The 26,071-nt window shown below is 57.9% G+C and carries 26 protein-coding genes and 2 pseudogenes; 14 read left to right on the forward strand and 14 right to left on the reverse strand.

Annotated features, from left to right (window positions below; all coding sequences use genetic code 11):
- Positions 1-18: 18 nt before the first annotated feature.
- Complete coding sequence (locus D4A92_RS21760; protein ID WP_203020549.1) at positions 19-450, reverse strand: type II toxin-antitoxin system VapC family toxin; 432 nt, start codon at positions 448-450, stop codon at positions 19-21.
- A complete protein-coding gene (locus D4A92_RS21765; protein WP_203020551.1) occupies positions 447-698 on the reverse strand; it encodes a FitA-like ribbon-helix-helix domain-containing protein in 252 nt (83 codons plus the stop codon). Before D4A92_RS21765 ends, D4A92_RS21760 begins: the two co-directional genes overlap by 4 nt.
- 91 nt (positions 699-789) lie before the next feature.
- Between D4A92_RS21765 and D4A92_RS25130 the strand changes: the two are divergent.
- From D4A92_RS25130 to D4A92_RS21775, 3 genes and pseudogenes are all read left to right on the forward strand, one after another.
- Positions 790-1,044, forward strand: a pseudogene (locus tag D4A92_RS25130) (VapC toxin family PIN domain ribonuclease); the annotation flags it as partial.
- 341 nt (positions 1,045-1,385) lie between these two features.
- The gene (locus tag D4A92_RS21770) at positions 1,386-1,847 is read left to right on the forward strand and encodes a mobile mystery protein A (protein ID WP_203020554.1); all 462 of its coding nucleotides are present in this window, start codon (positions 1,386-1,388) and stop codon (positions 1,845-1,847) included.
- Positions 1,844-2,439: pseudogene (locus tag D4A92_RS21775) on the forward strand (mobile mystery protein B). Before D4A92_RS21770 ends, D4A92_RS21775 begins: the two are co-directional and overlap by 4 nt.
- 340 nt (positions 2,440-2,779) lie before the next feature.
- Here the strand turns inward: D4A92_RS21775 and D4A92_RS21780 are convergent.
- Positions 2,780-3,457, reverse strand: a complete 678-nt coding sequence (locus D4A92_RS21780; protein WP_203020556.1) for a class I SAM-dependent methyltransferase — start codon at positions 3,455-3,457, stop codon at positions 2,780-2,782.
- 109 nt (positions 3,458-3,566) lie between these two features.
- On the opposite strand from D4A92_RS21780, the gene D4A92_RS21785 reads away from it, so the two are divergent.
- Positions 3,567-4,031 carry an Rrf2 family transcriptional regulator gene (locus D4A92_RS21785; RefSeq protein WP_203020558.1) on the forward strand — a complete coding sequence of 155 codons (465 nt, stop codon included), beginning with the start codon at positions 3,567-3,569 and terminating at the stop codon, positions 4,029-4,031.
- Between the two features lie 78 nt (positions 4,032-4,109).
- Here D4A92_RS21785 and D4A92_RS21790 read toward each other — a convergent pair whose 3' ends face one another.
- From D4A92_RS21790 to D4A92_RS21805, 4 genes are all read right to left on the reverse strand, one after another.
- Positions 4,110-4,841, reverse strand: coding sequence for an SDR family oxidoreductase (locus D4A92_RS21790; RefSeq protein WP_203020560.1), 732 nt, complete (start codon positions 4,839-4,841; stop codon positions 4,110-4,112).
- A gap of 49 nt (positions 4,842-4,890) precedes the next feature.
- Positions 4,891-5,439, reverse strand: coding sequence for a flavin reductase family protein (locus D4A92_RS21795; protein WP_203020562.1), 549 nt, complete (start codon positions 5,437-5,439; stop codon positions 4,891-4,893).
- 54 nt (positions 5,440-5,493) lie between these two features.
- Entirely contained in the window at positions 5,494-6,243 is a 750-nt protein-coding gene (locus tag D4A92_RS21800; protein WP_203020564.1) for an SDR family oxidoreductase, read from the reverse strand.
- Positions 6,244-6,437: 194 nt separating this feature from the next.
- Entirely contained in the window at positions 6,438-7,400 is a 963-nt protein-coding gene (locus tag D4A92_RS21805) for an AraC family transcriptional regulator (RefSeq protein ID WP_203020566.1), read from the reverse strand.
- Between the two features lie 92 nt (positions 7,401-7,492).
- Here D4A92_RS21805 and D4A92_RS21810 point away from each other — a divergent pair, with 92 nt between their 5' ends.
- Positions 7,493-8,239: an SDR family oxidoreductase gene (locus D4A92_RS21810; protein WP_203020568.1), complete on the forward strand. Its 747-nt coding sequence runs from the start codon at positions 7,493-7,495 to the stop codon at positions 8,237-8,239.
- Positions 8,240-8,298: 59 nt separating this feature from the next.
- Here D4A92_RS21810 and D4A92_RS21815 read toward each other — a convergent pair whose 3' ends face one another.
- Positions 8,299-9,153, reverse strand: a complete 855-nt coding sequence (locus D4A92_RS21815; RefSeq protein WP_203020570.1) for an alpha/beta fold hydrolase — start codon at positions 9,151-9,153, stop codon at positions 8,299-8,301.
- Positions 9,154-9,317: 164 nt separating this feature from the next.
- On the opposite strand from D4A92_RS21815, the gene D4A92_RS21820 reads away from it, so the two are divergent.
- The gene (locus D4A92_RS21820; RefSeq protein ID WP_203020572.1) at positions 9,318-10,280 is read left to right on the forward strand and encodes a hypothetical protein; all 963 of its coding nucleotides are present in this window, start codon (positions 9,318-9,320) and stop codon (positions 10,278-10,280) included.
- Positions 10,281-10,324: 44 nt separating this feature from the next.
- On the opposite strand, the gene D4A92_RS21825 is transcribed toward D4A92_RS21820, so the two are convergent.
- Both D4A92_RS21825 and D4A92_RS21830 read right to left on the reverse strand, forming a co-directional pair.
- Positions 10,325-11,323 (reverse strand): helix-turn-helix domain-containing protein, encoded by a 999-nt coding sequence (locus D4A92_RS21825; protein WP_203020574.1) that lies wholly within the window; start codon positions 11,321-11,323, stop codon positions 10,325-10,327.
- Positions 11,324-11,474: 151 nt separating this feature from the next.
- On the reverse strand, positions 11,475-12,206 hold the full coding sequence (locus tag D4A92_RS21830; RefSeq protein WP_203020576.1) for an SDR family oxidoreductase: 732 nt from the start codon (positions 12,204-12,206) through the stop codon (positions 11,475-11,477).
- Positions 12,207-12,278: 72 nt separating this feature from the next.
- Between D4A92_RS21830 and D4A92_RS21835 the strand changes: the two genes are divergently transcribed.
- The 5 genes from D4A92_RS21835 to D4A92_RS21855 all read left to right on the forward strand — a co-directional run bounded on the left by D4A92_RS21835 (position 12,279) and on the right by D4A92_RS21855 (position 18,370).
- Positions 12,279-12,935 (forward strand): TetR/AcrR family transcriptional regulator, encoded by a 657-nt coding sequence (locus D4A92_RS21835; RefSeq protein WP_203020578.1) that lies wholly within the window; start codon positions 12,279-12,281, stop codon positions 12,933-12,935.
- Positions 12,936-12,959: 24 nt separating this feature from the next.
- A complete protein-coding gene (locus tag D4A92_RS21840) occupies positions 12,960-13,862 on the forward strand; it encodes a LysR family transcriptional regulator (protein ID WP_246754147.1) in 903 nt (300 codons plus the stop codon).
- 140 nt (positions 13,863-14,002) lie between these two features.
- Positions 14,003-15,013 carry an MBL fold metallo-hydrolase gene (locus D4A92_RS21845; protein ID WP_246754163.1) on the forward strand — a complete coding sequence of 337 codons (1,011 nt, stop codon included), beginning with the start codon at positions 14,003-14,005 and terminating at the stop codon, positions 15,011-15,013.
- Between the two features lie 330 nt (positions 15,014-15,343).
- Positions 15,344-17,284, forward strand: a complete 1,941-nt coding sequence (locus D4A92_RS25265; RefSeq protein ID WP_425959068.1) for a phosphatase PAP2 family protein — start codon at positions 15,344-15,346, stop codon at positions 17,282-17,284.
- 225 nt (positions 17,285-17,509) lie between these two features.
- Positions 17,510-18,370: a MipA/OmpV family protein gene (locus D4A92_RS21855; protein WP_246754148.1), complete on the forward strand. Its 861-nt coding sequence runs from the start codon at positions 17,510-17,512 to the stop codon at positions 18,368-18,370.
- Between the two features lie 203 nt (positions 18,371-18,573).
- Here D4A92_RS21855 and D4A92_RS21860 read toward each other — a convergent pair whose 3' ends face one another.
- A complete protein-coding gene (locus tag D4A92_RS21860) occupies positions 18,574-19,461 on the reverse strand; it encodes a LysR family transcriptional regulator (protein ID WP_203020584.1) in 888 nt (295 codons plus the stop codon).
- A 156-nt stretch (positions 19,462-19,617) separates the two neighbouring features.
- On the opposite strand from D4A92_RS21860, the gene D4A92_RS21865 reads away from it, so the two are divergent.
- A complete protein-coding gene (locus D4A92_RS21865) occupies positions 19,618-20,514 on the forward strand; it encodes a DMT family transporter (protein WP_203020586.1) in 897 nt (298 codons plus the stop codon).
- A gap of 154 nt (positions 20,515-20,668) precedes the next feature.
- Here the strand turns inward: D4A92_RS21865 and D4A92_RS21870 are convergent, their stop codons facing one another.
- Positions 20,669-21,286, reverse strand: coding sequence for a methyltransferase family protein (locus D4A92_RS21870; protein ID WP_203020588.1), 618 nt, complete (start codon positions 21,284-21,286; stop codon positions 20,669-20,671).
- 430 nt (positions 21,287-21,716) lie between these two features.
- Here D4A92_RS21870 and D4A92_RS21875 point away from each other — a divergent pair, with 430 nt between their 5' ends.
- Together D4A92_RS21875 and D4A92_RS21880 are read left to right on the forward strand one after the other, a co-directional pair.
- Positions 21,717-22,640, forward strand: coding sequence for a hypothetical protein (locus D4A92_RS21875; RefSeq protein ID WP_203020589.1), 924 nt, complete (start codon positions 21,717-21,719; stop codon positions 22,638-22,640).
- Positions 22,641-22,792: 152 nt separating this feature from the next.
- Positions 22,793-23,755: an NAD(P)/FAD-dependent oxidoreductase gene (locus D4A92_RS21880; protein WP_203020591.1), complete on the forward strand. Its 963-nt coding sequence runs from the start codon at positions 22,793-22,795 to the stop codon at positions 23,753-23,755.
- A gap of 85 nt (positions 23,756-23,840) precedes the next feature.
- Here the strand turns inward: D4A92_RS21880 and D4A92_RS21885 are convergent, their stop codons facing one another.
- Together D4A92_RS21885 and D4A92_RS21890 are read right to left on the reverse strand one after the other, a co-directional pair.
- Positions 23,841-25,166 carry an ATP-binding protein gene (locus D4A92_RS21885; RefSeq protein WP_203020593.1) on the reverse strand — a complete coding sequence of 442 codons (1,326 nt, stop codon included), beginning with the start codon at positions 25,164-25,166 and terminating at the stop codon, positions 23,841-23,843.
- A gap of 64 nt (positions 25,167-25,230) precedes the next feature.
- Positions 25,231-25,953, reverse strand: coding sequence for a response regulator transcription factor (locus D4A92_RS21890; RefSeq protein WP_203020595.1), 723 nt, complete (start codon positions 25,951-25,953; stop codon positions 25,231-25,233).
- Between the last annotated feature and the right edge of the window lie 118 nt (positions 25,954-26,071).

Raw genomic sequence — 26,071 nt, forward strand, 5'->3', positions numbered from 1 at the left:
ATTTGCACCAACGGCCTTCTAGTCGAAGTTCTGATCAATCCACGGATTGATAATTTTCAATCCAGCTGCCTTGAACGGGCTTGTGTCTCTCGTTGCCACAACGAGCCCCCTCTCTGCAGCTGTGGCCGCAATCAATCCATCGGCTTTGCCGATCGCTTTACCGGATACTCGCGCGCCTGCCATCAGATCAGAGTAGAGCCGCGAGGTGCTTAGGGTGAAGGGCAAAATACGCTCAACAAAATGTGGTAGGACCTCATCCTCAAGACGGTTGCGGAGGATTGTTTGACGGCGCCCGATAGGCATTGATGCGATGCCAAACCGAAGCTCCGCAACCGATATCGCAGAGATAAAGAGCGTTTCGATTGCCTGGGCATCCAACCAAGCCACAACCGTTGCAGCTGGAGCAGGCTTCCACGGCTCCGATATCACGTTGGTGTCTATCAAGATCATTCGAAAGTCATCGGTTCAGCTGGCGTATTGTCGCGCTCTTGCAGAGCTTCAACATCACTGTCTGACAGGTCGGCCTCCCGACCAATGTCCACAAGCAATGACCCGAGCTTTATGCGTTGAGACGGGCGAACAGCGGCCTCAAGAATATCGCGAATTTCCGCCTCAGTGCTCCGGCCATGATGAGCTGCTCTCACACGCAAAGCGCGGTGGGTTTCATCAGAAAGATTCCGAATGGTAACTGCCGGCATCCCCATGACCTCGCTTAGCAGATAACAATGATATCAAATTATCCCATATGATATCATTGTTCAAGTGGCTCTCGGAGAGGCCGCAGCCACTCTCGAAAAGTGGTTTGCGGGCACTGAAGGGCCAGAATCACTCTTTGCAGGTCGTGTCCTTCCGTTCGACGAAAAGGCCGCTCTCATCTGGGGAGAACTGATGGCACAGGGAAAGGCGGCAGGTCGCCCGCGAAGTGCGTTGGATACGATCGTGGCTGCCATCGCCCAATGCAATGGATGCATTGTTGTCATCGATAATCAGCGAGATTTTCACGGGATCGAAATCATAAATCCTATTCGAGCGAGAGCGATCTAAACGACTGCTAGATTTTCGCCTTTATGAGATACGAACCGACCCAGAGGCTGCAGAAAGGCAACGCCCGCTCATCTATATTACTAGCCTTGCCCTAAAATTAGGCGCGCGCGTTCGGCAGCGAACGTTCTCCTTTTCGCACTGCTTCTTTCCCCACACATCCCGTTAAATGTTCAGCCTTCTCCAGATCACGGATCAGGCTAAGGACGGACGCCAGTGGCTAGAAATCAGGCTACAGACTGCTATCACGAAAACGTTCATCAGTCTACAGCCTGATAGAATGCGCGTTATGATCACCCTATAAGCTGATAACGAAAACCTATTATCAGTTTATGGGCTGAGAAATGAAAAGCGATACTCGCAAAAGAGCACGGCGACGGCTTGACGAAAGACTTCAGGCGCTCCAACCAGTTGATCGATTTAGGGCGCCGCCGAAGGGATGGATACGAGCGCTGCGCGATGCCTTCGGCATGACGGGTGCGCAGCTGGGCACGCGCATTGGAGTCCGGCCGCAAACAGTTGAATCAATCGAAAAGTCGGAAGCAGCTGGGACAATCCAACTCAAGACCCTGCGCCGCGCTGCCGAGGCACTGGATTGCACGCTCGTCTATGCCCTCGTTCCAAACAGCTCACTTGAAGCCGTTGTCGAGGCGCGGGCGCGCAAGATCGCAACACGCGAACTCCAGCGCGTCGCGCACACGATGCGTTTGGAAGCACAAGGCACGGACCATGCGGATTTCGAATCTCGTATCCAGGCATACATCCTCGACAGGCTATCTGAGCGCGATCTCTGGAACGAAGTATGACAGATCTTTTCCAGGAACCTGAGGACGCGACGCCGCTTGAGCCGCAGGAACGAGAGGGTTTGCTTCAGACCTAGATCACGCACCGCCGCGACCTGAACGAAGCGGAAGAGGAAAACATCGTCGGAGGGGCGGCTTGGGCGCGTGGCCGGCGGCGCGTACCACTCGAACAGATGCTCAGCGAAGACTTCATGCGGACACTACATAAGCGGATGTTCGGTGACGTCTGGCAGTGGGCCGGCACGTTCCGGTCGACGGAGCGCAACATCGGCGTTCACGCTTATCGTATTGGGATGGAGCTCGCGAGTTTATTGAGCGACATCCGTTACTGGATTGAACACAAGACCTTTCCACCGGATGAGGTAGCAATCAGATTCCATCATCGCCTCGTCGCCATCCACCGTTCCCGAACGAAAATGGACGGCAGGCACGTCTCGCAGCCGACCTACTGATCGAGCGGCTTGGCAGTGATCCTTTTACTTGGGGCGGCGGCAGTCTGGCCAATGTTGGCGAATTGCGAGGACGCTACGTCGCAGCACTACGCGCGGCGGACAATCATGACATCGCGCCACTTCTGGAATTCGCGCGCGGCTGACAGGGCCCATCGCATGTTCGACAAAGACGGTAGGTAACACATGGCGCTCGATTGGCGGCACTCCAAGAGACTTGTCCATTCCGGGTTCACGCCCCAGCAAGTATGTCAGGGCGAGCCCCCACGCTCTTGAAGGGAAACGAACCAGCGTCCGGTCAACTTAAATGACTGCTTGCAATTTGCACCCAGCCGCTTGAGCACATGGCAAGAACAAGATGCAGCTTAGAAGAGGCTGCTTTTCGGCCAGGTAGATGTTCACCCTCTGCGGATAGGGCCCAAAGGTGAAATTGAAGATTTCGATCACAGCTCATTCCTCCTTATCGACAGGGCGTTGTGCGTGCGATCAGACGGTCATGACCCAGCCGCGGAACGAAAAAGCGGCGTAGAACAGGCTTGGCTGCCGGAAGCCGGCTTCGAGAAAGCACGCTTCTTCCCGGTCCTGCGAAAGCAGCGGCAGCCGCTCGGCCATCGCCTTAGCAGAGGCTGCGGTCTGGCTAGAATTGGCGTTCGGGCCTGCGGCAAACGTCGCAGATCTCGCCAGCCAAGCCTCCGCCTGCCCCTCCACAATAGTGTGATGAGCGGCTACAAAAACGCCGCCTGGTTTAAGACGCTTCCCGATCTCCTGGAGAGCATCCAGCCGCTCGTGCCATTCGAGGAAGTGCAGCGTCAGCAGGCAAATCGCCCCATCGTAGGGACCAGCAGGGGCATCCGCTGTCGTGCCGGTAACGAGATGCGTTCGCGCGGCGCAACGCGCTGTGGTTTGGCGGGCGATGTCGAGCATGGCAGGCGAGGGATCGACGCCGGTAAATTGCCAATCCGGCCGCATCTCCGCCATGGCACTGATCTCCAACCCGCCACCGGCGCCGACGACGAGTACATCAGCGGCGCCCGGCGCCTGTTCCGCAAGAAGCAGCGTCGCCATTTTATGAAGGTCTGCAAGCCCTGGCACCTTGCGCGGCGTCTCGCGAACATAGTCTCTCACGGTTGCCGGATCGAGGAATGAACTGGACCTGTCGTTCATGACGCACCCTATTCGTAAGTTGAAGATGCGTAACACGGTTTCGCGTTTTGTATCAAGTGATGCTACATGAATCGCGAGAGCGTGGAGGCCGCATGAACCGGAGCGGGCAATGAATAGGGATACGAGACTATCTGACGTATTACATGTGCTCTTGCACATGGCGCAAGTAAAGGAGCCGCGGACATCGGAGGTTCTGGCACGAAGCATGGGTACCAACCCGGCCGTGTTCCGTCGGACGATGGCGGGCTTGCGTCGCGCGGGCCACGTCATCTCGGGCAAGGGCCACGGCGGGGGCTGGCAACTCGCGCGGCCCCTTGAGGAGATCACGCTTCTAGCCGTTTATGAAGCGCTGGAGCGGCCGACACTCTTTGCTATTGGCTCACGCGGCAGGCATCCGGAATGCAGGATCGAAGACGGCGTAAATTCAGCCCTGGCGGAGACGATGCGGCAGGCGGAAAGCCTGCTGTTGCAGCGATTTGGCCAGGTGACGTTGGATCAACTGATGCCGTCGCAGGCAAGGGCATTATCGCAGACTTGCAGCAGTGCCTTACCCGCCGCGCCGCGTGGTGACTGAGTTGACCCGCATAAGGCCTGGCGTCGCAACGCGAGCGCTGCTGCAGAACCGCAGCAGCGCCGGATGAGGTGCCGGGTTTCAGGCACTTGCCGTGGGGCGAACCACGATCTCGCTGGTATCGACATCGACGGGCTGGCCGATGACGTGCAAGATGGCCTTTGCGATTGCTTCAGGCTTCAATGCTATTTGGCGATAGCTCTGCATGGCTTCGGCTGCGACCGGATCTGTGATGCTTTCGGCCAGCTCGGACTCCACGACACCAGGGTAGACGCAGGTGACGCGGAGCTTTTCGTTCTCCTGGCGCAATCCATCTGAGATTGCCCGCACTGCATATTTCGTGGCGCAGTAGACTGCGGCGGTCGGAGACACTGCAAGTCCCCCGATTGATGAGACATTGATGATCTGTCCGTATCCCTGCTGTTTCATCACGGGCAGGACGGCGGCGATGCCGTACAGCACCCCCCTAATATTGACGTCAATCATCCGGTCCCATTCTTCGACCTTTAAAGAGGCCATGGGTGACAGCGGCATGATGCCCGCATTGTTGATGATGACATCGATCCGTCCAAAGGCCTTTACGGCCGCGTCGGCGAAGCTTTGGAAGCTGTCACGCGAAGTAACGTCAAGGCTTCGGAAAATGGTCTTTCCTCCGGAGGCAACGATTTCGTCAGCAAGCTCTTCGAGACGATTTGTTCGCCGTGCACCAATAGCAACGGTGGCGCCGGCAGCGGCAAGCGTCCGCGCGGTCGCTTCGCCGATCCCGCTGCTAGCTCCGGTGATCAGGATGACCTTGTTTTCGAGGTTCGTCATGATTTTCCTTCCTATAGTTTCAATTGGGGCGGTGCCTTGAGCGAGTTGCTCACGGCAGATGACGCCACTTGACCATGCGGTGTTTGAGGTCGAGCGTGCCGTTGTCGACGGCGAAGATTCCGTCACCACAATGGTGCAGGGTCCGGCGTTCTGTTCGGCTCTCGTTGACCCAGATCCTCTTCGCCTCGAGGATGAACAGGTTGTAGGGATCGAGCAGCCTGTCATCGACGACCACGCATTCGATGTTAGCCAGGCAATCTTCGAGAAGCGGAGCGGAGACCTGCTCCGCAGACCTAGTCTTCAGGCCAAACCTTTCGAACTTGTCGACATCAGCGCCGGAGCAGTTTCCGACATCGACAACAGTTTCGGCCAGATCCAGTCCGGGCACGGCGATCACGCATTCACCGGTCCTGCAAAGCGCGTGATAGCTGTGATCCCAGGGGCCGATCACACAACCGATAAGCGGCGGATCGTGCTGGATCATCATGTGGAACCCCATCGTCATGACGTTAGACTTGCCGTTATCGTGTGTCGACACCATCACGATCGGGCCGGGTTCGAGCAGGCGAAAGGCCTGCGATGCGGGTAGTTCGTTCATCTTGGATCTCCTTTAGGGCCCCTGCGCTACGGCAGGGACCGAAAGGGGTGTGCCTTACCAGCCCTGTTCCACTGGCAGGACGAAGAGCTCGGCCACATCCACATGCGCTGGCGCCTGCGCGGCAAAGACGATCGTGTCGCCGATGTCCGTTCCCTGGAGGAAGGTCATCTGGCCGGCGAGATCATCCATCTGCCGGCGGTAGTCGGGATCGGTGATGTGATCGTAGAGCTCGGTAGCGACAGCACCCGGCTGGATGCAAGTGACCCGGATATTGTGTTTGGGGCCCACTTCCATCCGCAGACCGTCCGAAAAGGCGGCGACGGCATGTTTGGTGGCGCAATAGACCGAAAGACCCTTGAAGACCTTGCGGCCGGCGATCGAGGACATGTTGAAGACATGGCCCGAATGCTGCTTGATCATCTGCGGCAGTACGGCGGCAGTCGTGTTAAGGAGACCCTTCACGTTCACATCCACCATCCGGTGCCACTCATCGACCTTGAACTGGTCGATATCGGAAAGCGGCATCAGGCCGGCATTGTTGACGAGAATGTCGATCGCACCATGGGCATCGATGAGCGTCTTGACGCCGGCTTCGACCGAGGCCGGGTCGACTACGTCCATTTGAAGGACAAGGGCGTCACCCCCATTGGCTTCGATCTGCTGCTTGAGATCCACAAGCTTGTCCGTGCGGCGAGCTGCAATGCCGACTTTGGCCCCGGCTTCCGCGAGCCTGGCGGCAGTGGCGGCACCGATCCCGCTCGATGCGCCTGTAACGAGTGCGATTTTTCCATTGAGATTTGTCATCGTCTTCACTCCTTGTCTTGGCCGCCGATTGGGCGGCATTTGCGTGTTGACAGGAAGGAAGTGGTGCGGATGGCGGCAGCGATCTCTCGCACTATTGCTGCACTTGTCGGGATCTTGCTCGAAAATCCAAAGCTGGATGAACCTACGCCGCCAGCGGGATCGGCGGCGCAAGCGGTCAGTCGGGTGAGAAACGACTAGATTTCTGCTCTTAATGCTACCTGCCCGGCTTCGCGAGCATGCGGCAAATCAGATAGGTTCGCCAGTTGCTCTGCATAAGCTGATGGTGGGATGCCGACAACGCGACTGAAGGCGGTGCTAAGGGCGCTGGCAGAGCGATAGCCAACCCGCTCAGCGACTTCCTGAAGCCCCAGATCGCCTCGACGCAGCAGAAGGTTCTTTGCAAGGCTCATGCGCCATGTAATCAGATATTCTCTGGGTGAGATGCCGATCGTCCGGCGAAATCGATCGAAGAAGACCGATCGAGAGAGCGCGGCTTCGCGGGCCATTTCGTCAACTGTCCAGTCCTTAGTTGGCTCGGCATGCAGCAGGCGGATCGCGGTCGCAAGCCGCGGGTCGCTGAGACCGCGCAGGACGCCAGGCGGGGCCGACTCCCCGCTCACCGAGCGCAACGCTTCAAGGAGCATGACCTCAAGCAGCCGGGCAAGGACAGCGGCCCGCGCCGGCCGCTCTGTCAAAGCTTCCTCTGTCGCAAGTTGAACGAGGCTTGTCAGCCGTCGCTCATTCCTCACATGGACAAGTTGAGGCAGGAGGCGGACCAGCAAGTCCGCATCCGGCGAAGCAAAACCGAAATGTCCAACAAGGATCCGGGCGTTGACGATGCCTTGCGGATTGCCATGCCGTGTTTCCCCGGGAAGCATCGTGACGGTGAGAGGATCAACGTTGTCGTTCTGAACCCCGGCCACGTCCGACATGGTGAACCCGCAAGCCGCGGGGATGAGGACAAAGTCTCCTACCTTCAAGGTGATCGGCGCATGCTTCTGAACCTCCAGCAAAGCCGAGCCCTCGAGCATGGCGCAATAGAATGGCTGGCCGTTCTCCACTCGGTCCACTCGCCAGAGACCAGCACCACTGACGACCTTCGACCGCAGTGCCTCCGGTTGAAGGAGCTCGACCATTTCAGACAAGGGGTCAACCATTTCAGACTTTTCATAACGAATTTCGGACTGATCATTATGTAAAATTCTGGAGCGACCGATAGAGTCTCGACGTGCTTCAAGAGGGAATGATCATGAAAACTGTTCTTATCACTGGCTCGTCCTCAGGCTTTGGGCTGGAAATTGCCCGGCATTTTCTTGCCCACCACTGGAAGGTCGTCGCCACCATGCGCAAGCCAGATCCGGCTCTGCTCCCTGTCTCACCGCACCTCAGCATCCTCCCGCTCGATGTAACGAGCGAGGAAAGTGTCGCCGGCGCCGTCGAGGCTGCCGGCCCGATCGACGTGCTTGTCAACAATGCCGGGATTGGCTGGATGAATGCGTTCGAAGGCACCCCCATGGACCTCGCAAAGGAGCTCTTTGAAACCAACACCATTGGCCTGATGCGGATGACCCAGGCGGTTTTGCCGCACATGCGCGAAAACGGCGGCGGCGTCGTCATCAATATCAGTTCATCGGTGACCCTGCGCTCGCTTCCTCTCCTGTCGGTCTACACCGCGACCAAGGCCGCCGTGAACGCCTTTGGCGCGTCGCTTTCGATTGAACTCGAGCCCTTCGGCATCAGGGTGAGAACCATTTTGCCCGGATCTGCACCGACAACCAGCTTCGGATCGTCTGCACGAGCCCAGATTGAGGCCAAGGGAGGATTTCATCCCGCCTATGCAGACTTTGTCAGCGCCGTGTTCGCCAGCCATCAGGAAAACCAGGGACCAAAAACGCAGACTTCTGACGTGGTGGAAGCGGTCTGGCGTGCAGCGACAGACAAGGATTGCCCGGCCGTTCAGCCCGCCGGTGCAGATGCGGTCGCTTGGGCAGGCTGATCATCGGGTATGGTGGCGCTCGATACGACCGCCACCGTTAAGGCAGAACCCAGGTCCACTTAAACGGAACCGGCATTGATCGATTGCCGGATCAGCTCGGAGATTTTGTCCGGCTGATCCTCGGGCGCAAAATGCCCGCAGTCGTCGAGTATGGTCAGCTTTGCGCCTGGGATCGCCACCTGAAGCTTATGCGCCCAATCCGGTACCTGCCAGGCATCATCAGCACCCCAGATCAATTGTACCGGAATCTGGCCCAGTTCGTGAAGCCTCTCGGCAACCTCAAGCGTATGGACAGGATCGTAGTGCCTGACCTGGTGCTGAAAGAGGCTCGCCTGGCCAATGGGACCTGAGATGTAGTCGAGATAAGTTTGGAGCGGACCGTCTTTGAAGCGCTGCTTGTGGTGGACCGCGCTCAGCAACCAGTCGCGAAAATGAGCACGATGGGCGGCATCCGGTGCCTTGATCAATGCGTCGAGACCCTGCTCCATCTGCTGTCTTGTCCTTCGAGAAGGATAGCTGTCGAAACTGACCACATCGATCATCGTCAGTGACTTCAATCGACCCGGATTGAAGACGCCGAACCGCTGCGCTATCCCGCCTCCGATGTCGTGAGCCACTAGATGAAAACGATCCAGACGCCAGTGCTCCAGCATCGCTTCAAGAACCGCCACTTGCCCAGACATCGACGTGTCCACATCGGACGCCTGGGGGCGCTCGGAGAGCCCGAAGCCAAGAAGGTCGAACAGGTGGATCCTGAACCCGTCTTGGAGAAGATGTGGTGCAACGTTACGCCAGATGAGCGATGAAGACGGCGTTCCGTGCAGCATGACAACCGGTTCACCGCTGCCATGGGTGCCGGCTGCAATGCGATAGCTGTTCACGAGGACATGTTGGTTGATCAGATCATTTTTCATCCGCCTCTCCTGATGAATTGATGAAGTCCACATCTTCCCGAGAGCGCTCAGCGAATGGGATCGGCGATTGCGCGCTCCCCCATTTTTTTTGCAATTGCACTTCAGATCATGCAGCTTACATCGTCAGCCGATCCCAACCTCATGACAAAGATTGAGCTTTAGACATGCAAAATCGATTGCGACTGACCTGCAACGAGGCCGCCGCTGGTTACCTGAAGGCAAACCAGGCCATTGCCTTAGTCAGCGCTGAGATAGTCCCGGTGTCTGGGCACTTCATCAGGTCTCCGGTCACTCGCTCGAACGATAGCGAGCGCAATGACCAGGAGGTGCTGCCGTCCAGCAAGCCAATGATGGATCGGCTGCTGGAACGTTTTAGAAGCGCTGATCGCGTGGAGCTTTACATTGACCCCGACCCCAATAGCCAACTCCTGATGATCTATCTGTTGAGCCAGGCCATTCGCGCTAACGTCAACCCCTCAAACCTGGCGATCTTTCAGGGTACCACCCCATGGGGTCAGCAGAATGCCGAAACATCAATCGACGCCGTCGCGCCGTCAATGCAGGTCAAAGAGCCGCATCTGAGCGCAGCTGCCGCGATTTGGGCGGCCTATGCAGCCGCGACACCCCAGGCCTTTCTTCGTCTCGACCCCCAGGATCTTGCTCCCTTTCCTCTCATGAACCGGACAAGGGAAGCACTGCTTGAGGATCTACCGAGTGCTGATGCGGGACTTGGTGCCTGCGAGCATCTGGTTCTTAAGACCGTCGCCGCGCAGGGATGTACCGTTGCAAAGGTTGCAAGCGCCTTTGCCAATGACCCCATCCATCTCATTGATCTCCCGCAGATTGTCGACCTGGTCACCGCTCTTTCGACTGGCGCTTCGCCGGTCATTGATGGTTTGAACGGCCGCTTGGGAGCGGACAACTTCCATGTTGATGGCGATGCCTGCGAATCGTACACTCGAAGCCACATCCGGCTGACTGATTACGGCCACAAGATCCATTCCGGTGAGCTCGACTTCGTAAAGACCCATGGCATTGATCGGTGGTGGGGTGGGACCCGCTTGAAAGGCCATACGGCCTGGCGATGGGACAGGAAGTCCCGTGCACTCATATCCCCCGAATGCTGAAGTCGACAGGCTGGACATTGTCTCACATCCGATAGGGTGTCGGCTCAGTTTCTGCGATAACGGCTCGGCAAGATCCCGGTCTCACGCCTGAAGACCTGGGCGAAATGGCTCGGGCTTGAATACCCGACAGCAATTCCAACCCGGATGATGCTGAGATCCGTTTCCTGCAACAGCTGCTGCGCGCGGACCATCCGTTGACGGATGAAATGGCGAGACGGTGACATTCCCGTTGCCTTCTTGAACAGGCGACTGAAATGAAACGCGCTCATGCCAGCCTTCTCTGCCAGCTCAGCCAGGTTGAAGGGCTCTGCCAGATGCTCCTCGATATGCGCCATGGCGCGCCGCAGCTTGTATCCGGGCAAAGCCGTCTGTCGGTCGCCTTCCTCGTCATTTGAAGCATAGTTCCGGATCAGGTGAACCGCGAGACTTTGGGCAAGCCCTTCGACATACAACTGGCTTCCCCTGTCTTCCGCATTCAGTTCCGCGTGGATCAAAGCCAGAAAGTGCGCAAGTCGCGGATCTTGTCCTCCAGACACGTCTCGCAGGCGCGGAACCCTAGCACAGCCAAGAACGTCGACGGCCACCCGATCGAAGAGTGGCACCGACATATAAAGATGCATCACCTGAAACGGATCAGGCCCGAGGACGCGCCACCGCATCTCGTAGGGCCGGTCAGTCCGGGTCAAAAAGAAATCGCCGACTGTCACATGGGCTCCTTGCCATTCCCCATCGAGATCTCGCTCCTCAACCATGGCCTCGCCCGACATGACCCAGACCACAAGCGGTTCAGCGACGGCCGGCACCAAGAACGGCTCCTGGTTCTGGCGGCGCGAGTAGACCTGAACAAAGAGGTCACTCCAGGCCAGGCTGTCTCCGCTCAACAAGGTTCGGCCAGCTATGAACTGTTCCAGCCCACGCGATGAGGTGCGAAAAGGGACATTAGGTGCCAACGGCGTATGATCGGGCGACAAAACACTCTCATCAACCTCTCGCGAAGGCGGACGGGGGTCCGGATGAACATCTAATCCACTTGAGTCGATCATGGCTCTCTTGCCGGTCTGGTTGCTCTTGCCGAAGGCGATTGTAAATCCGCGCGAGGCCCGTCTTAAATGCGTGATGGACGGCGTTGTTTCCCGGTCTCGTCACAGTGACGGTGAACAGGGCCGGCATTCGCCGGCCCCAAATGACGCCTCCCTACCAGGCGACAGGGCCATCGGGGGCGACAAACTGGCCGGTGACTGCCTCATCGCCGAGCAATGCATATTGGACGGGAAGACGCGCGCCCTCTGCGGGAGTCATGTATCCATTGCCTCCCGTCAAGTCCGTCTTCACATAGCCCGGCGCCACCGAGTTCACGACGATCGAGGTGCCTTTGAGTTCGGCGGCCAGTTGCACCGTCAGCATGTTCAACGCCGCCTTTGAGGCGTTATAGCCAATCAGCCGTGCCTCATAATACGGCGAGGACGGATCGCCATTGACGCTGAGCGAGCCCAGGGTTGTCGCCAGATTGACAATGCGACCGGCAATCGACTTGCGCAAAAGCGGCAACATCGTCTGGGTAGCCGCCAGGGTGCCGAGGAAATTCGTCTCCATCAACCTTCGGGCCGCAGCGACTGTTGCCGCCGACGGAGGGCCGTCCTCAGCGTCGACAATACCGGCATTGTTGACAAGGATGTCGAGCCTGCCATACCGGGCCAAGATTGCTTCGGCAGCAACTGGGATCGTCTCTTCTCGGTTGAGGTCTATTTCAATGGCCTCTACAGCCAATCCGGCCTGCAACAGTTCACGCGCAGCCGTCTCACCCCGTGCGACGTCGCGGGCACCCATCAGCACCGTGACGCCCGCCTCCGCCAGCTGTTTTGCAATCTCCAGCCCGATGCCCTTGTTTGCCCCTGTAACGAGTGCGATTTTCTTTGTGTCAGTCATCAATTCACCTTTGCATTTGGGAAGCATGCAACGGTAAATATATGAAGGATAGTTCGGCTTTTGGATTCGCATATGGATGTGTCACCCCCTCGCCACCTGAAAGCCCGCAAACAGCCGCGTCAGGCCCGCTCGACCTCTACGATCGATGCAATTTTCGAAGCGACTATTCAGGTTTTGATTGCCGAAGGAACGCATCGGCTGACCACCACGCGTGTGGCTGAGCGTGCAGGGGTTTCGGTCGGCACTATGTACCAGTACTTTCCGCACAAGCAGTCCTTGCTCTATGCACTCAACGAACGCTACCTGGACAAATTGGCGGAGCGCGTGGAAATGACCTGCCGCACACAACATGGCCGGCCGACCGGCGAGATGGTCGAGGCGCTCATTACCGCCTACTGGGAAGCAAAGACGGAGCGCAGCGATGCCACCCGCGCGCTCTACAGCTCTGCGGTCGAGCTGGACAATGAGGCACTGATTGAGGCTTTCGCCAAGCGCGTGGATGCCGCGACCAAGGCGATGCTGTTAAGCGCCCCAAATGCTCGCTATAACGATATCAGTCTTGTAAACCTCACGCTTCTTTCCGTCATCTTCGGAACGGTCAGGAATGTCTTCGAACGCAACCTGCCACCGGCGGACCAGAACGCCATTCGTGATGAGATGAGACGCATGTGCCTTGCCTATCTCGCCATGGCAGGCGGTGAGGTGTTTCCGCCGATCCAAGCCGCCTAAGGGACCCAGCTGATGCTTCGAGACATGAGCGACACGCTTGCCTTTGTGGAGGTCGTTGAACGGGGAAGTTTTACCGCGGCAGCAGAGAGTTTCAGAACATCCAAGGCGCGGATCAGCAAGAAAGTGCAGGATCTGGAGCAGAGGCTGGGTGTAAAGCTGCTTCACAGAACCACCCGCAACATACGTCTGACGGAGGCGGGATCGATCTATTTTGATCGATGTCGCGATCTCGCGCGCCTTATCGGTGACGCGGAGAGCGCGGTCGAGCAGGTGCATGGCAGACCCTCTGGATGGTTGAGAGTGACGGCGCCGCATTGGCTGGTCACCAGGGCCCTCGCCCCGCTTATGGTCGGGTTTCGAGAAACCTATCCAGAGGTCAAACTGCAACTGCTTCTCGACCACGACGTCAAGAACATCGTGCATGAGGATATCGATGTCGCCTGCCGCTTGTGGAACGGCCCCATGCCCGATTCCAACCTCGCCGCCCGTCGCCTTGCCGAAATTCAGACAGGCCTTTACGCGTCAAGGCAATACCTTCAGCAGCACGGAGTCCCAGAACATCCGTCGCAGCTGAAAGACCATGCCTGTCTGGTGACGCAATTGTTTTATGGGAAGCCTCAGCACTCATGGCCTTTGACAAGGCAGATTGAGGTCATGGATTTCCCGATCAACCCGGCGGTTGTCGCAACAGACCCGGAGGCCCTGTTCGAATTTCTGATCCGGGGACAGGGCATACAGCTCACCAATCCCCACCTCGTCCATCAAGCCGTGGAAACCGGCGACGTCGTCCGCATTCTCCCTGAATGGTCCGGACCCAGTGCCATATTGTATGCCGTCAGGGCCGGTGGACGCGTCCAGCCTCTTAAGGTGAGATCCTTCATCGACTATCTGAGTGAGAACCTCGGAAACGTGCTGCGGCTGACCTGAGCAGTCTATCTGCTCGATCCCTCATTGTAATCAAATCGCTGACAGCGCGATCAAGGTTCGGTGCCTAATCGCCCGAACGACCAGCACTTACTTTCATCCCGTAATCGCCGAGCGCATCGAATTGGCGCTGCTCGGTGAAAATGGATGAAGGATTTATCATGAACAGCGTAACACGACGAAACGTCCTCAAGGGGGCGTCCATGCTAGCCACGGTCGCGGCCATTTCAGGCGCCCCTTCCCTCACTTTCGCGGCTGCCCCCAAGCAACACTTTCAGTCGCCCGGTTTCTATAGGATGGCTCTGGGCGATCTGGAAATCACGGCACTCTCGGATGGCACACTGCCGCTCCCTCTTCCGGAAATGTATCGCGACGTGACCGCAGAGCAAGCCGCTCGACTGCTGCGCGCAGCCTACCGTGAAATTCCGACTGACACATCGGTCAACGCCTTCCTCGTCAATGATGGGCAGCGTCTCGTCCTCATCGATGCCGGGAGTGGAAACTACCTCGGGGCTGAGGCCGGGCATCTGTTCGCCAACCTGGAAGCGTCCGGCTACAAGGCCTCTGAGATTGATCATGTCATTCTGACCCATGTCCACACGGATCATTCCGGTGGCTTGGTCCAGGACGGGAAGCTCGTCTTTGAGAACGCGACCCTGCATGTTCCCGCGCGTGAACTCGAATTCTGGCTGAAGACCCCGGCAGAGGCGCGACCGGAAGGCTTGAACCAGCAGCTGTTTAAGGAGGCGGAGGAGTGCCTGCGGCCGTATCTTGAGCGGGGTCGGGTTGAAGTATTCCAGGATGATGAGGAGGTGATTTCGGGTTTCCAATCGATTCTGCGCCCTGGCCATACTCCGGGCCACAGCTCCATCGTGGTTGAAAGCGGCGGCAAGAAACTGGTGTTCTGGGGCGACATCACCCATGGCGATATCGTTCAGTTCGAGCAGCCTGAGGTGACCATCGAGTTCGACGTGGATCGTTCAGGCGCGGTGCGATCCCGGCGCGAAGCCTTCGCCGAAGCCATCGCGGAAGGCTATCTCGTCGCCGGCGCGCACATCGCCTTTCCGGGGATCGGCAATGTCCTCAAAGAAGGCGAACACTTCGACTGGATGCCGGTGAACTATTCTGATGGTGAAGCTGGGATGGTCAGGTAAGAGCCTGACGACGCAAACAGGTCGGGCACGCGCCCTCACCTGTTTGACCGCAGAGGGGCTGACGTCTCTCTGCGGTCCTTGCACTGACTTGGCTTAACGTTCGAAACACGGCGTTCTCTCGTCCAAATGGGTGACATTTGCGCTCGGCCAATTGATCGGGACGGAGACAATTCTGTCGTCGGGATGCTGAAGACCGAGCCGGGGAAGCTGTAGCACTCGACTGCCAGGCGGCACCTTGAACCCTCCGACGATGTGACCCGTTTGTAACACAGGCGTCACAGAGCATCCGTAAGTCGGGCCCGCATTCCAGTCAGCTTAGGAAAGATTGACGTGACCCTATTTAAGACACTCATACTGTCGACCGCCCTCATCGGCGCCCTCACCATACATGCACGTGCAGCCGATCTGCCGGCCCCTCCTCCCGGATTGGGTCGGACCGATACCGCACCGGTGTTGGCTGCGGTCCCGGCCTACGCCGATACGGGAGAAACGAACCAGCGTGGAAAGGCATGCATGGCGACGCTGGAGACGAATGCGGCCGTTCGGCTCCTCTCCGGTTTTCTTGATATCTGGACCCCAAGTACACCCTTCGTTGATGCCGATGTTGAAGCTCCCGCCGAAGGCAATTGCCCCGCTGTCGCAAAGGCGCCGTGGGACGGCATTCCAGGCAGTGCCACCGATGGCCAAGTCATCGACCAGACAGTCCATGCCCACAACATCGCCTATGTGGTGCAGGCCACTCGCGCGCGGACGACCGACCAGGCGGTCCAGGCCTACCTGGACGATCGGCGTGGCAAGAACGCCTCGCTCATCGATGGTCTTGGACCATTTGCAGACATTTGGCGCGAAGGCGCCAAACAGGTGACGACGATCACGGAAGTCGCCCCTGATGCCACGACCGTAAAATATGAGGATGAGGGCAATAATCGCGGTGTCGGTAGCAGGGCGGACGCTGACAAAGCCACGCCCGCGAATCCCGATCTCGGCCTAGCGGTCGATCTTTTCGACGCAGTCGGCGTCGACGCGTCGACGGAACCCGCCAAGCGCTACTTCAAATACGCCCGCCCCTGGCGCTGGAGCACCGATGTAGCGGTCCTGCCGACGCTGGAGCCTGCAAAAAGTGACACGCCTGCCAAGGATGGTGGTTATCCCAGTGGCCACACGGCCGAGGCGTGGCGAGATGGGCTGACCATGGCTTATCTGGTCCCGGAACGTTTTCAGGAAATGGTAACGCGCGCGGTCGAACTCGGTGACAGTCGCATCATTGCGGGCATGCATTCACCCCTCGATGTCATGAGTGGCCGAATGCTCGGCACGGCAGCCGTGGTCTACAACCTTAACCGACCTGAAAATGCCGAGTTGAAGCAGGCCGCGCGCGATCAGGCACGCTCCTGGCTTATGAACAAGTCGGGGGCCAAGAACGAGCTCGATTTGGTTCGCCTGGGACATGCGAGCTCTGCCGAGGTAGACCGCTTCGCCGACTGGTTGACCAACGCCGCCTACATAGCTCCGCGGCTCACCTACGGCTTCAATCCGGTCGGTATGACCGACAAGCCCGCTGTCGTTCCGAAAGGGGCCGAGGTGGTTCTTGAAACGAGATTGCCATACCTGTCGCCCGAACAACGGCGTGTCGTCCTCAAGACCACCGCCTTGCCTTCAGGCTTTCCGGTTATGGATGATGCGGAAGGTTACGGACGACTGGACTACTTCCGAGCTGCCGATGGGTTCGGTGCATTCGACGGCGATGTCACCGTGACCATGGACCAGAGCCAGGGTGGTTTCCACGAACTGGACACGTGGCGTAACGACATCTCCGGTGAAGGCCGGCTGACGAAGGCCGGTACGGGAACGCTCGCCCTTGCCGGAAAGAACACGTTCTCAGGCGGCACGATCATCGAGGGCGGAGCCTTGGTTGCCGCCTCGCCAGCCGCTCTGGGTACCGGCGACGTCTATCTGGCTGATGGCGTACTCGCGGTCGGACCAGAAGGCCTCAGACTCGGTGCCAGATTCAGTCAGGAAAGCGACGGGACGCTTGCCCTCACATTGAGCAACGTTGAGAGCAGTGGCCTCGACGTCACCGGGGCGGTTTCGCTCGCTGGTGGGCGACTTGACGTCGTTTTGGATTCGGCAGCCGCATCGTCGAAGGGTTCAGCCATGACCGTGATCCGGGCCGACGCAATTGCCGGTAGGTTCGACTCGGTCACACTTGATGGGCAAATTGCCCAGGTCAGCTACAACGAAAACACTGTCGTTGTTTTCGTGCCCAACTAGCAAGACAGGGTAAGGGCCACGCTAGAGTGGCCCTTATTCCTCACATTGTAGAGGACCCCAATGTACATGCGTCGAACCAGAGGTATCGACCGCGAGGAGGCTCCACCGAAACAACCCGTAACATAACGACATGCCCGACACGGGCCGTTCGTGGGATGGAACCGGTGTACGCACGGCCCAAAGGCGACTGCCGGCGACCCCCCGTGCCAATCCACCGGAGCACTCATGTCTTATCTGAAAAAAATCAATCGACGTTCTCATTCAAACGTCCTCGTTCCAGGCATGCTGGGGGTCATTCTCGCCGTTTTCGGCACTGGCTCGATCACCCGGGCGGCAGATGATGTCTCAGCAGAACCCGACCCAGAACCGCTCTTCGACTCGGAGCGCTTCGACGGTGGGACAGACAGAAACTGGAGCCTGATCATCGGCGCCGGAGGCAGCTTTGAACCGGAATACGAGGGAAGCAAGGATTTCAAGCCGAGTCCATTGCCAGTATTCTTGTTCACCTATGGCGAGTGGCTTGAGATCGACCCCACCGGTGTCACTATCACCGCATTCGAACACGAAGGATTCGAGCTTGCCGCACGGGTCGGCTACGAAAGCGGCCGAGACGAAGATGATGGCGACCGTCTCCGTGGACTGGGAGAAATCGACTTTGCCGCAACCGTCGGAGGCAAGGCGTCATATTCTTGGAACGGCCTCGAACTCTATGGAACCATCGACCAGACGATTGACGGAAGCGAGAGCCTGATCGCTACCATCGGCGCTGAATACAAGGCTCCAGTGACCGAACGTCTGATCCTCGGTGCTGGCGTCGAGGCGGTTATCGCAAACGACAAGCATATGGCAGCGTATTTCGGGGTCAACGCGGATCAGTCAGCTAAATCGGGACTTGCTGAATATGAAGCGAAAGCGGGGCTTAAGCGTGTCGATATATCGGCCTCCGCGACGTATCTGTTGACCGAGAATTGGCTGGTGAAGGGGGAAGCCGGCGTCGGATTTCTCACAGGTGACGCAGCCGATAGTCCAATCGTTGAAGAAAAGGTGCAGCCATCGGTGTCGCTCTTTGTGGGCTACAAGTTCTAAGTCTGCCCAACTCTAAACAGGAGCCGGGTTGCCTGCCCGGCTTCAATTCCTTGCGACAGCCGTCGCCTTCATTGGCGGGACGGCCGTCTGTGGCAAACCGATACTGCGGTCAGCATTTGCCTCGTATCCGGATCGAACGGCGCATCTCACGGCACGGTCTCAGGTCGCAGGCGGCACGGCTCCACCTTCGGAGCCTGCTCAGGTCAGCCAGTTAGGGCCAAGCCACCCTGCCGATCGATTTCCCTCCTGATCTCGACGATAAGACTATCGAGAGCCGGATTTCGCGACCTGCGTGCCCGGCGGATAACATAGGCCAGCGACGGCGGCGCGGGTAGTCGATCGGCGACAAGCTGCATGTAGCCATGGACGTGACGGGCGCTCAGCAATGCCACCCCCATTCCAGCGTTGACGGCCGACACGATGCCTGCAGCGCTCGAACATTCAAATACCGTTTCGAGAAGCGCCTCATCCCGGCCGATGTCAAATGCCCATTGTCGGTAGAAGCACTCGCCATCGAACGAAAGAAAGGGAACCGGTGCATCCGGCCGGATCGTCAGCTCCGGATGTTTCACCCAGTGAAGGGTCTCCCTGTAAAGGATGACGTCTGATGGTCGAACTTCATGGTCGAAGATCTGCACCATAGCGGCGTCCAACTCACCGCGTTCCAGCATGCCGCGAAGGTTCATGCTCATATCCACCTTTGTCCGGACGGAGACGTTCGGGTGGAGGCGCCCGAAACGGCCAAGGATACGCGCAAGGTCGCTACAGGCCGTGTCTTCGGTCAGACCCAGCAGAAGTCTTCCGGCGAGCGGCGTCTTTGACAGGCTCAGCAACGCCTCATCGTGAAGTGCAAGGATTCGGCCTGCATAGTCCAGGAGTTCCTGGCCAGCGGGGGTGAACATGGAAGCGCCCGCCTTGCGGCCCAGCAACACACAGTCAAGGCTCAGCTCCAGGCGCCGGATCTTATGACTGACCGCGGATTGCGAAAGGCCCAAGGCAGACGCTGCCTTGGTGACACCCCCATGGTGCTTGATCGCGCACAAGGCCCTTAGCGCATCAATTTCGAGGCGGCGACTGTTCAACGCGATCATTGTCCCATCCATATTGGCTGTGGTCCGTCTCAATACCACAGGCGATAGCGATCATGACAGTGGTCGAGATATTGTCATGCAGCCATCGATATTTGTCATGAGCTTCCGTGCCGTCTTGCCGCTAGCGATGATGGCGGTTCACCTGATCGAGGCCCCATGACAGATCCTGCCAGAAGCGCCACGACCGCGCGACACCACCCAATGCTATGGCCAGTGCTTGCCACGCTTTTGATCATCGGATGGAGCTCTGGCTTCGTCGGCATCCGCTATGCCAGTCAGGAGGCGAGCGTGATGCTTTTACTCTTCTGGCGCACTTTGATTTCAGGAATCATCCTTCTGCCTTTCGCCCTGGCTATCGGGCCGAGGATCCAGCTCGATGCGCTGAAAGGTCAGGCGCTTTTCGGCATCATGTCGGTCTTCCTTTACCTTGGAGGCTTCGCGCTTGCCATCGAGCAGAAGGTGCCAACCGGGTTGGTGGCCCTGATTGCCGACCTTCTTCCGCTCGCCATTGCTGCCCTTTCACACCCGGTACTCGGCGAACGGTTGAGCGCGCGGCAATGGCAGGGCACGGCGATTGCAGTTGCCGGCGTATTGATCGTGTCCTTGGACAGTCTGAGCTTCGGAACCGCCCCGGCTTGGGCTTATGGGCTGACGATCGCGTCCATGATCATCTTCGCAGGCGCCTCCGTTGTCTACAGAAGACGCAAGACACCGCATATGCCCGTCCACCAGAGCCTTTGCATACACATGCTGACGGGTTCCGTGCTCTTTGGCCTTTGCGCTTGGACGCAAGGCAGTCTTGTCCCTCCGATCAGCTCAAAATTCGCCATCGGAATGGCCTGGTTGGTGTTGATCGCGACCTACCTCGCCTACGCGGTCTACTATACCAGTCTGCGGCTCTTTCCCGCCGCCAAGGTCAGCGCCGCGATCTACCTCAGCCCGCCTGTCACCATGCTATGGGCCTGGATACTCTTTTCCGAGCCTTTGACTTTGACGATGCTCACCGGGCTGGCATTGACATTGATTGGCGTATGGATGACGTCCCAGGACTGAGGAATGACCGACGGACACTTCTTTAACGCTCAACCGCAAGACAAGGGTCGCGTGCCGCAGAATCCGGTCGTGTCAAAGGCCAAACTTCTCCAATGCCCTACGGCCAGCCGTAGAACCAGTTGCGCAGGTCCTTTTGCTGCAAGAATGCGGGCCCTCAAAACGGCAAGGTTACGACCACCGGCAATAGACCAGTTTCCTGTCCGACCTTCAGCAATTCAATCCCAATCCAAGCCAGGATGAAGACGCCCCCATCTCTCAAGCTTGCCAATGCCCGTCCAGAGCTTAGCGGCAGAGTATCGCTCTCACGCCAAAGAGAAAAATCTGGCCAGAATCGCGGGACGGCCTGCCTGTATGCATGGAAGCGGTGACCGTAACGGCTGGAGAGATGAGTTTCTTCGCCGCGTATTGCCATCTCAAAGGCGAGATACGCACAAAGGACGAAGGCTGTCATCGAGATCAGGCTGCCGGTTAGGAGGCCAACACCGGTGATACCTGTAAGGCTGAAGACGTAAAGGGGATTGCGGGTGATCGAATACGGACCGTAGGTGACGAGCTCAGAGTTCTTTCGCCCTCCAATGTAAAGCAGCACCCAGGCCCTGCCCGCTATCGCGACGAAGATCGCGGTAATGCCCCAAATCTCGAAGAACGGGCTCAAAAGCGGCAACGGCGGAGGTGCGGCTGTAACTGCCATGACACCGAATCCGATGGCGGCTGCGACGCGGAGAGCATTGATGCGATAGTGCTGAAGGAAGGGAGGTTGAACATCGTTCATGGCGAGACCTAGAGAATGGGAAGGGAATGCTCACCTCCCATTTCCATCGGCAGTTCGGCGTGACGATATGTTGCCCCATGTTACGTCATGCTGAGAAAGATGACGGGCTTGCCGTGCTGAGCGAAATCGCCGCCGCGCGGGTTGAGCATATGTGTACCGCTCCTGGAAGACATAATCAGGAAAATGCGATGGCCAACCGGCCCGTACACTATCGACCTGACACAGTGGACGAACTTAGTCCCCACCCTCAAGCGCCTTCGCGCCGGCCCGTTGGAGAAGTCCTGGCAGATGAAATCGCACGCGGACTTCGGCTGCCTGGGACCTGCTGACTGAAGCCGGGACAACACGCCGCAACACTTCTTCACAAGTCACAACGCCGCTCCAGCCCTGACGAACCTATGAATGAAAGCAGTTCAACCGGAGCCGCGTCATGGTAGCGATCATCTGCATGAAATGGGGAAAGGCGTTCACCGCCCACCACGTCAACACGCTGTTTGCCAGCGTTCTAAGGAATATGGAGGAGCCCTTCACGTTTGTCTGCCTGACAGATGATGACCGCGACCTCGCGAAAGGCATCCTGGCATTGGCCATCCCGGATCTCGGGCTGCCAGAACAAGCATGGAAACGGGGATGCTGGCCCAAGCTCGCGGCGTTTGCGCCGCATCTTTTCCCGCATGAGGATGTCGTCTTATTTCTCGATCTCGACATCATGGTTCTGCGCCCCCTTGCGCCATTCATTGCCGTGGTACGTGCGCGTCAGCACCTTGTCTTGCAAAGAGAATGGAACCCCGCCCTCTGGAGCCTTCTCCCGCAATGGCTCCGACCCGATCGCGGTGGTCAATCTTCCGTCTTCGGCTTTTGCCCATACAATGTTGCCCGGATCTATGAGCAGGTTGTGGCGAATGCCGGGACCATGTCGAGCAACTTCAAGAATGACCAGACCTACTTGTCTGAAACCGTGGCCGATCAAAGCTACTGGCCGAGTGGTTTCTGTGTCAGTTTCAAGCGAAGCTGTGTCAGGCTTTTCCCATTCAATCTCCTGTTCACGAAAGTTCGACTTCCCGGCCAGGCCAAGATTGTTGTCTTTCACGGAACGCCTCGCCCTTGGGAGACGCTTGTCGAACCTGCTAAGCGCTGGGGAACAAAATGGCGCTTCGGGAGAGGTCCAGTTGCTTGGATCGTCAGCTATTTCGCCCAGGCAGACGTCATGTTGAAAGCTCTCGAAACCAGTGGCTCGCAGGTCGTGACTAGGCGTCGATGGAGCGCGGGCAGTCGCGCATCCAGCAGAAGCAATGCGATCATCTATTTGCCGGGACCAGAGGCGAACCCGTCTCCGTGTGACCCAGCTGCATAAGCACTCCTATGTCATAGGGCGCTTAAGCCCGATGGCAAATACCCATCTGCGACCGTGCAGCCCGATAGCTCAAGCAGGTATTGGGCGGCATATTCGCTCGCCCACCGCAGCTGTGGACGACAATCCCGTTGATTCGAGCAATGGAGCTTTCCATGCAGTATGATGCAATCATTGTCGGCGGCAGCTTCGCCGGGCTGACAGCGGCCAAATATCTGGCCCGTGCGCGCAGACACGTCTGCGTCCTGGATCTCGGCGATCCCCGCCATCGCTTTTCAGCACAGCCGACAGGTTCGTCGAGGCGGTACGATGACGATCCACACAGTGTCCTGCAATCCATGTGGGACGAAGTCGCGACCTATCCTACTGTCACGCTGCTTGCTGAAGCGGCCGTCAGCGTCCAGGCCCAACTGGGGGATTTTGTTGTCACGAACTGGTCTGGCGAGCACATTGCCGGAAGACGGTTGCTCCTTGCATTTGGCGTCTCCGACATCTTGCCAGACATACCGGGTCTCTCAGAACGTTGGGGTGTATCGGTTCTTCCATGCCCACACTTTCATGGTTTCGAATACGGTCGGAAACCAGTCGGCGTCTTGAACGCCTCTCCACAGTCTCCTCAACAAGCGATGCTCTTGTCGGAATGGTGCCCGACAACCTTCTACCTCGATGGCGGCGAATGCGACGTGTCGATGAGAGAGACCCTTGAAAGCCTCAAGGTGCGTATTGAAGCGGCGCCGGTAAAACGCTTGGCTGGAGTTGGATGCAACCTTGCGCGCATCTACCTTGCGGACAACCAGATTCAGCCCCTCGACACCCTGTTTCTCACTCCGTGCCACCAACTCAACAGCCCGATTGCCGAAGAACTGGGATGCGCGATCGACACCGGCCCACTCGGTCAGACCATCGCAGTCAACGCCCAGCAGATGACCAGCATTCGCCATGTCTATGCTGCGGGCGATATCTGCAGACAAACCGCAAACATCACCCTTGCCTGCGCAGACGGTATGAAAGCCGCGATGGCGATCCACCACTCGCTAGCATTCGATAGGGATAATATAGAGCAACGTGACCGATCGAACGGCGGGTTCCACGCGGGATACGTTAACCTCCTCCGATAGGAGGCCCCGTCTTTCCTGTGACGATGCACTGTCTGCCTTAAAATTCGGCTCCGGCGAAGGTACTATAACCACCGCCGGTCACGTCTCATTTAAAGGGCAGTTCCAGACGAACACGCAGGCCCTGGGGCAGGCAATCAAGTAGATCAAGACGACCACCATAGGCCTGAACGATCTCTGCCACGATCGACAAACCAAGCCCGAAACCGTTATTGGGTCCAGTTCGAGCCGCATCGGCCTTGAAGAAGGGCTCCAGTATCCTTTGCTTGTCTGTCGCCGAAACGCCCGGACCGTCGTCAGATATGTCGATAGTCACGCCATTGCTACTCTGGCGCAGCTCGACCAGAACCGACTGGCCAAATTTGGTGGCGTTGTCACAGAGGTTTGTGATTGCTCTTGCCATAGCAAGGGGCGGGCAATGGACAATGAGCCGGTTCGGCCCTCGATATTCGACATTGGAGCCGATATCGGCGAATTCGGTGCACACGGTTTTCACGAGGCTGGCCAGATCCGTGCGCTCGGTCGCCTCCCTGCGATGGTTATCACGCAGGTAGTCGAGACTTTCCGTCAATAGCCTATTGAGACGGTCTATATCAGAAAGCATCGCATCGCGGGAACTCCCATCGCTAAGCCTTTCAGCCCGCATCCGCAGCCGTGTGAGGGGAGTTCGCAGGTCATGGCTGATCCCTCTCAACATCCTGGTACGCGATTCAATCATCACGGATATCCGGTTGCGCATGCTATTCAGAGCTCTCGCCACAACGATGATCTCGCGGCTCCCCCGCTCCTCGAAAATCGGGGCCTCGTTGTTGAGGTCGGCGTTTATTGCCGCATGAGAGATACGCCGAAGCGGTAGCATGATGGACCAGATGGCGAACGAGCAGAAGAGGAAGACCAGCGTCAGAATTGCCACGACATAGTAAGTTCCCTGACCGATAAAATCGCTGATGAACAAAATGTCGTTTGTTGCGACGGTCGAGACCAGCATTGAGGCGTCATCAATCTGCGTGGCGACGATCCGCCTGTCTCCGAGAAAGGTGCGCCAACCGTCAAGAGGAACAATCCAATCGTCTGGAGGGAAAAGCCATTCGATGATCCTGTCGGAAAGGTGCTCCTTGGACGATGAAAATGCAAATTGGGCCCCTAAAGAGAGCGGCTCGATTGTAGCGTCCCAGCCTGAACGCTGAGTAGCGGCGATGATAGTCTCGCGCTCGTCTGGCGTGGCGCTTTTCAAGACGATAGCGAAGGCATGTAGCCGATCCGCGAGTTGCTCGATATCCGGCGTTTCGTAGTCGTCCCGGAGCCAGCGTTCAACGATCGGCCCAGCGGTCACGACTATCAGCAGTGCCAGCACCACGATTACAACAATCTGCGCAAAGATCGTCTTAGGCGTGACCAAGAAAGGCAGCTTCATGAGACCTCCATCGAGCGTTGTCGTCGCGCCGGGCCCAAAACACCGCTGCATCCCTTTTTGTGGCTCATACCTCTTCGACCGAGGCCGTGAACGTGTAGCCGCCCAACCGAACGGTCTGCAACAACAATGGCTCGCGGGGGTCGCTCTCGATCTTCTGGCGCAGGCGGCTGATATGGACATCGACGCTGCGCTCTATCGGTCCGGCGAGACCAGAATGGGTCAAGGACAACAACTCCTCGCGGGTGATCACTCGACCCGGATTCCGGCAGAAAGCCAGAAGCAAATCAAACTCCGTGGTAGTTAGTGCGACCCGGGCATTTGTGGGATCATGGAGTTGGCGACGCATTGGATCTATCTGCCAGCCATCAAAGCGCAACCTGCGATGTCCGGTTGTAGACACGAGACCATAAGAGGCGCGTCTGAGTAGGCTGCGCACACGAGCGACAACTTCTCTCGGACTGAACGGTTTGGTGACATAGTCGTCGGCGCCCACTTCGAGACCGACAATCCTGTCGACTTCTTCGCCCAGCGCCGTCAGCAGAATGATCGGTATCGTCTTCTCGGCACGGATTTTTCGGCAGAGCGTCAGGCCATCTTCGCCGGGTAGCATCACATCAAGAATGATGAGGTCAAATGTATTGCTTCGTAGAAGCGACTGCATGACATGACCGTCCTCCGCAATCGTCGGGGTCATGCCATTCTCCCGCATCGTCATTGCAAGGAGCTTGCCGATGTCGGGATCGTCTTCCACGATCAATACCTGAACATTTGCCGCTGATGGCTGCATGTTTTAGTCCCTCTTGCCCTTGCCTAGAGCATGCATTCGGGGCGCGTTCCTCATATTTCGATTTGTTACATTTTGTTGCGAACCTTGCCAGTGAAGAAGGTCGGACCACGCAGGCCCG

Source organism: Rhizobium rosettiformans (genome assembly GCF_016806065.1).
Taxonomy (GTDB): domain Bacteria; phylum Pseudomonadota; class Alphaproteobacteria; order Rhizobiales; family Rhizobiaceae; genus Allorhizobium.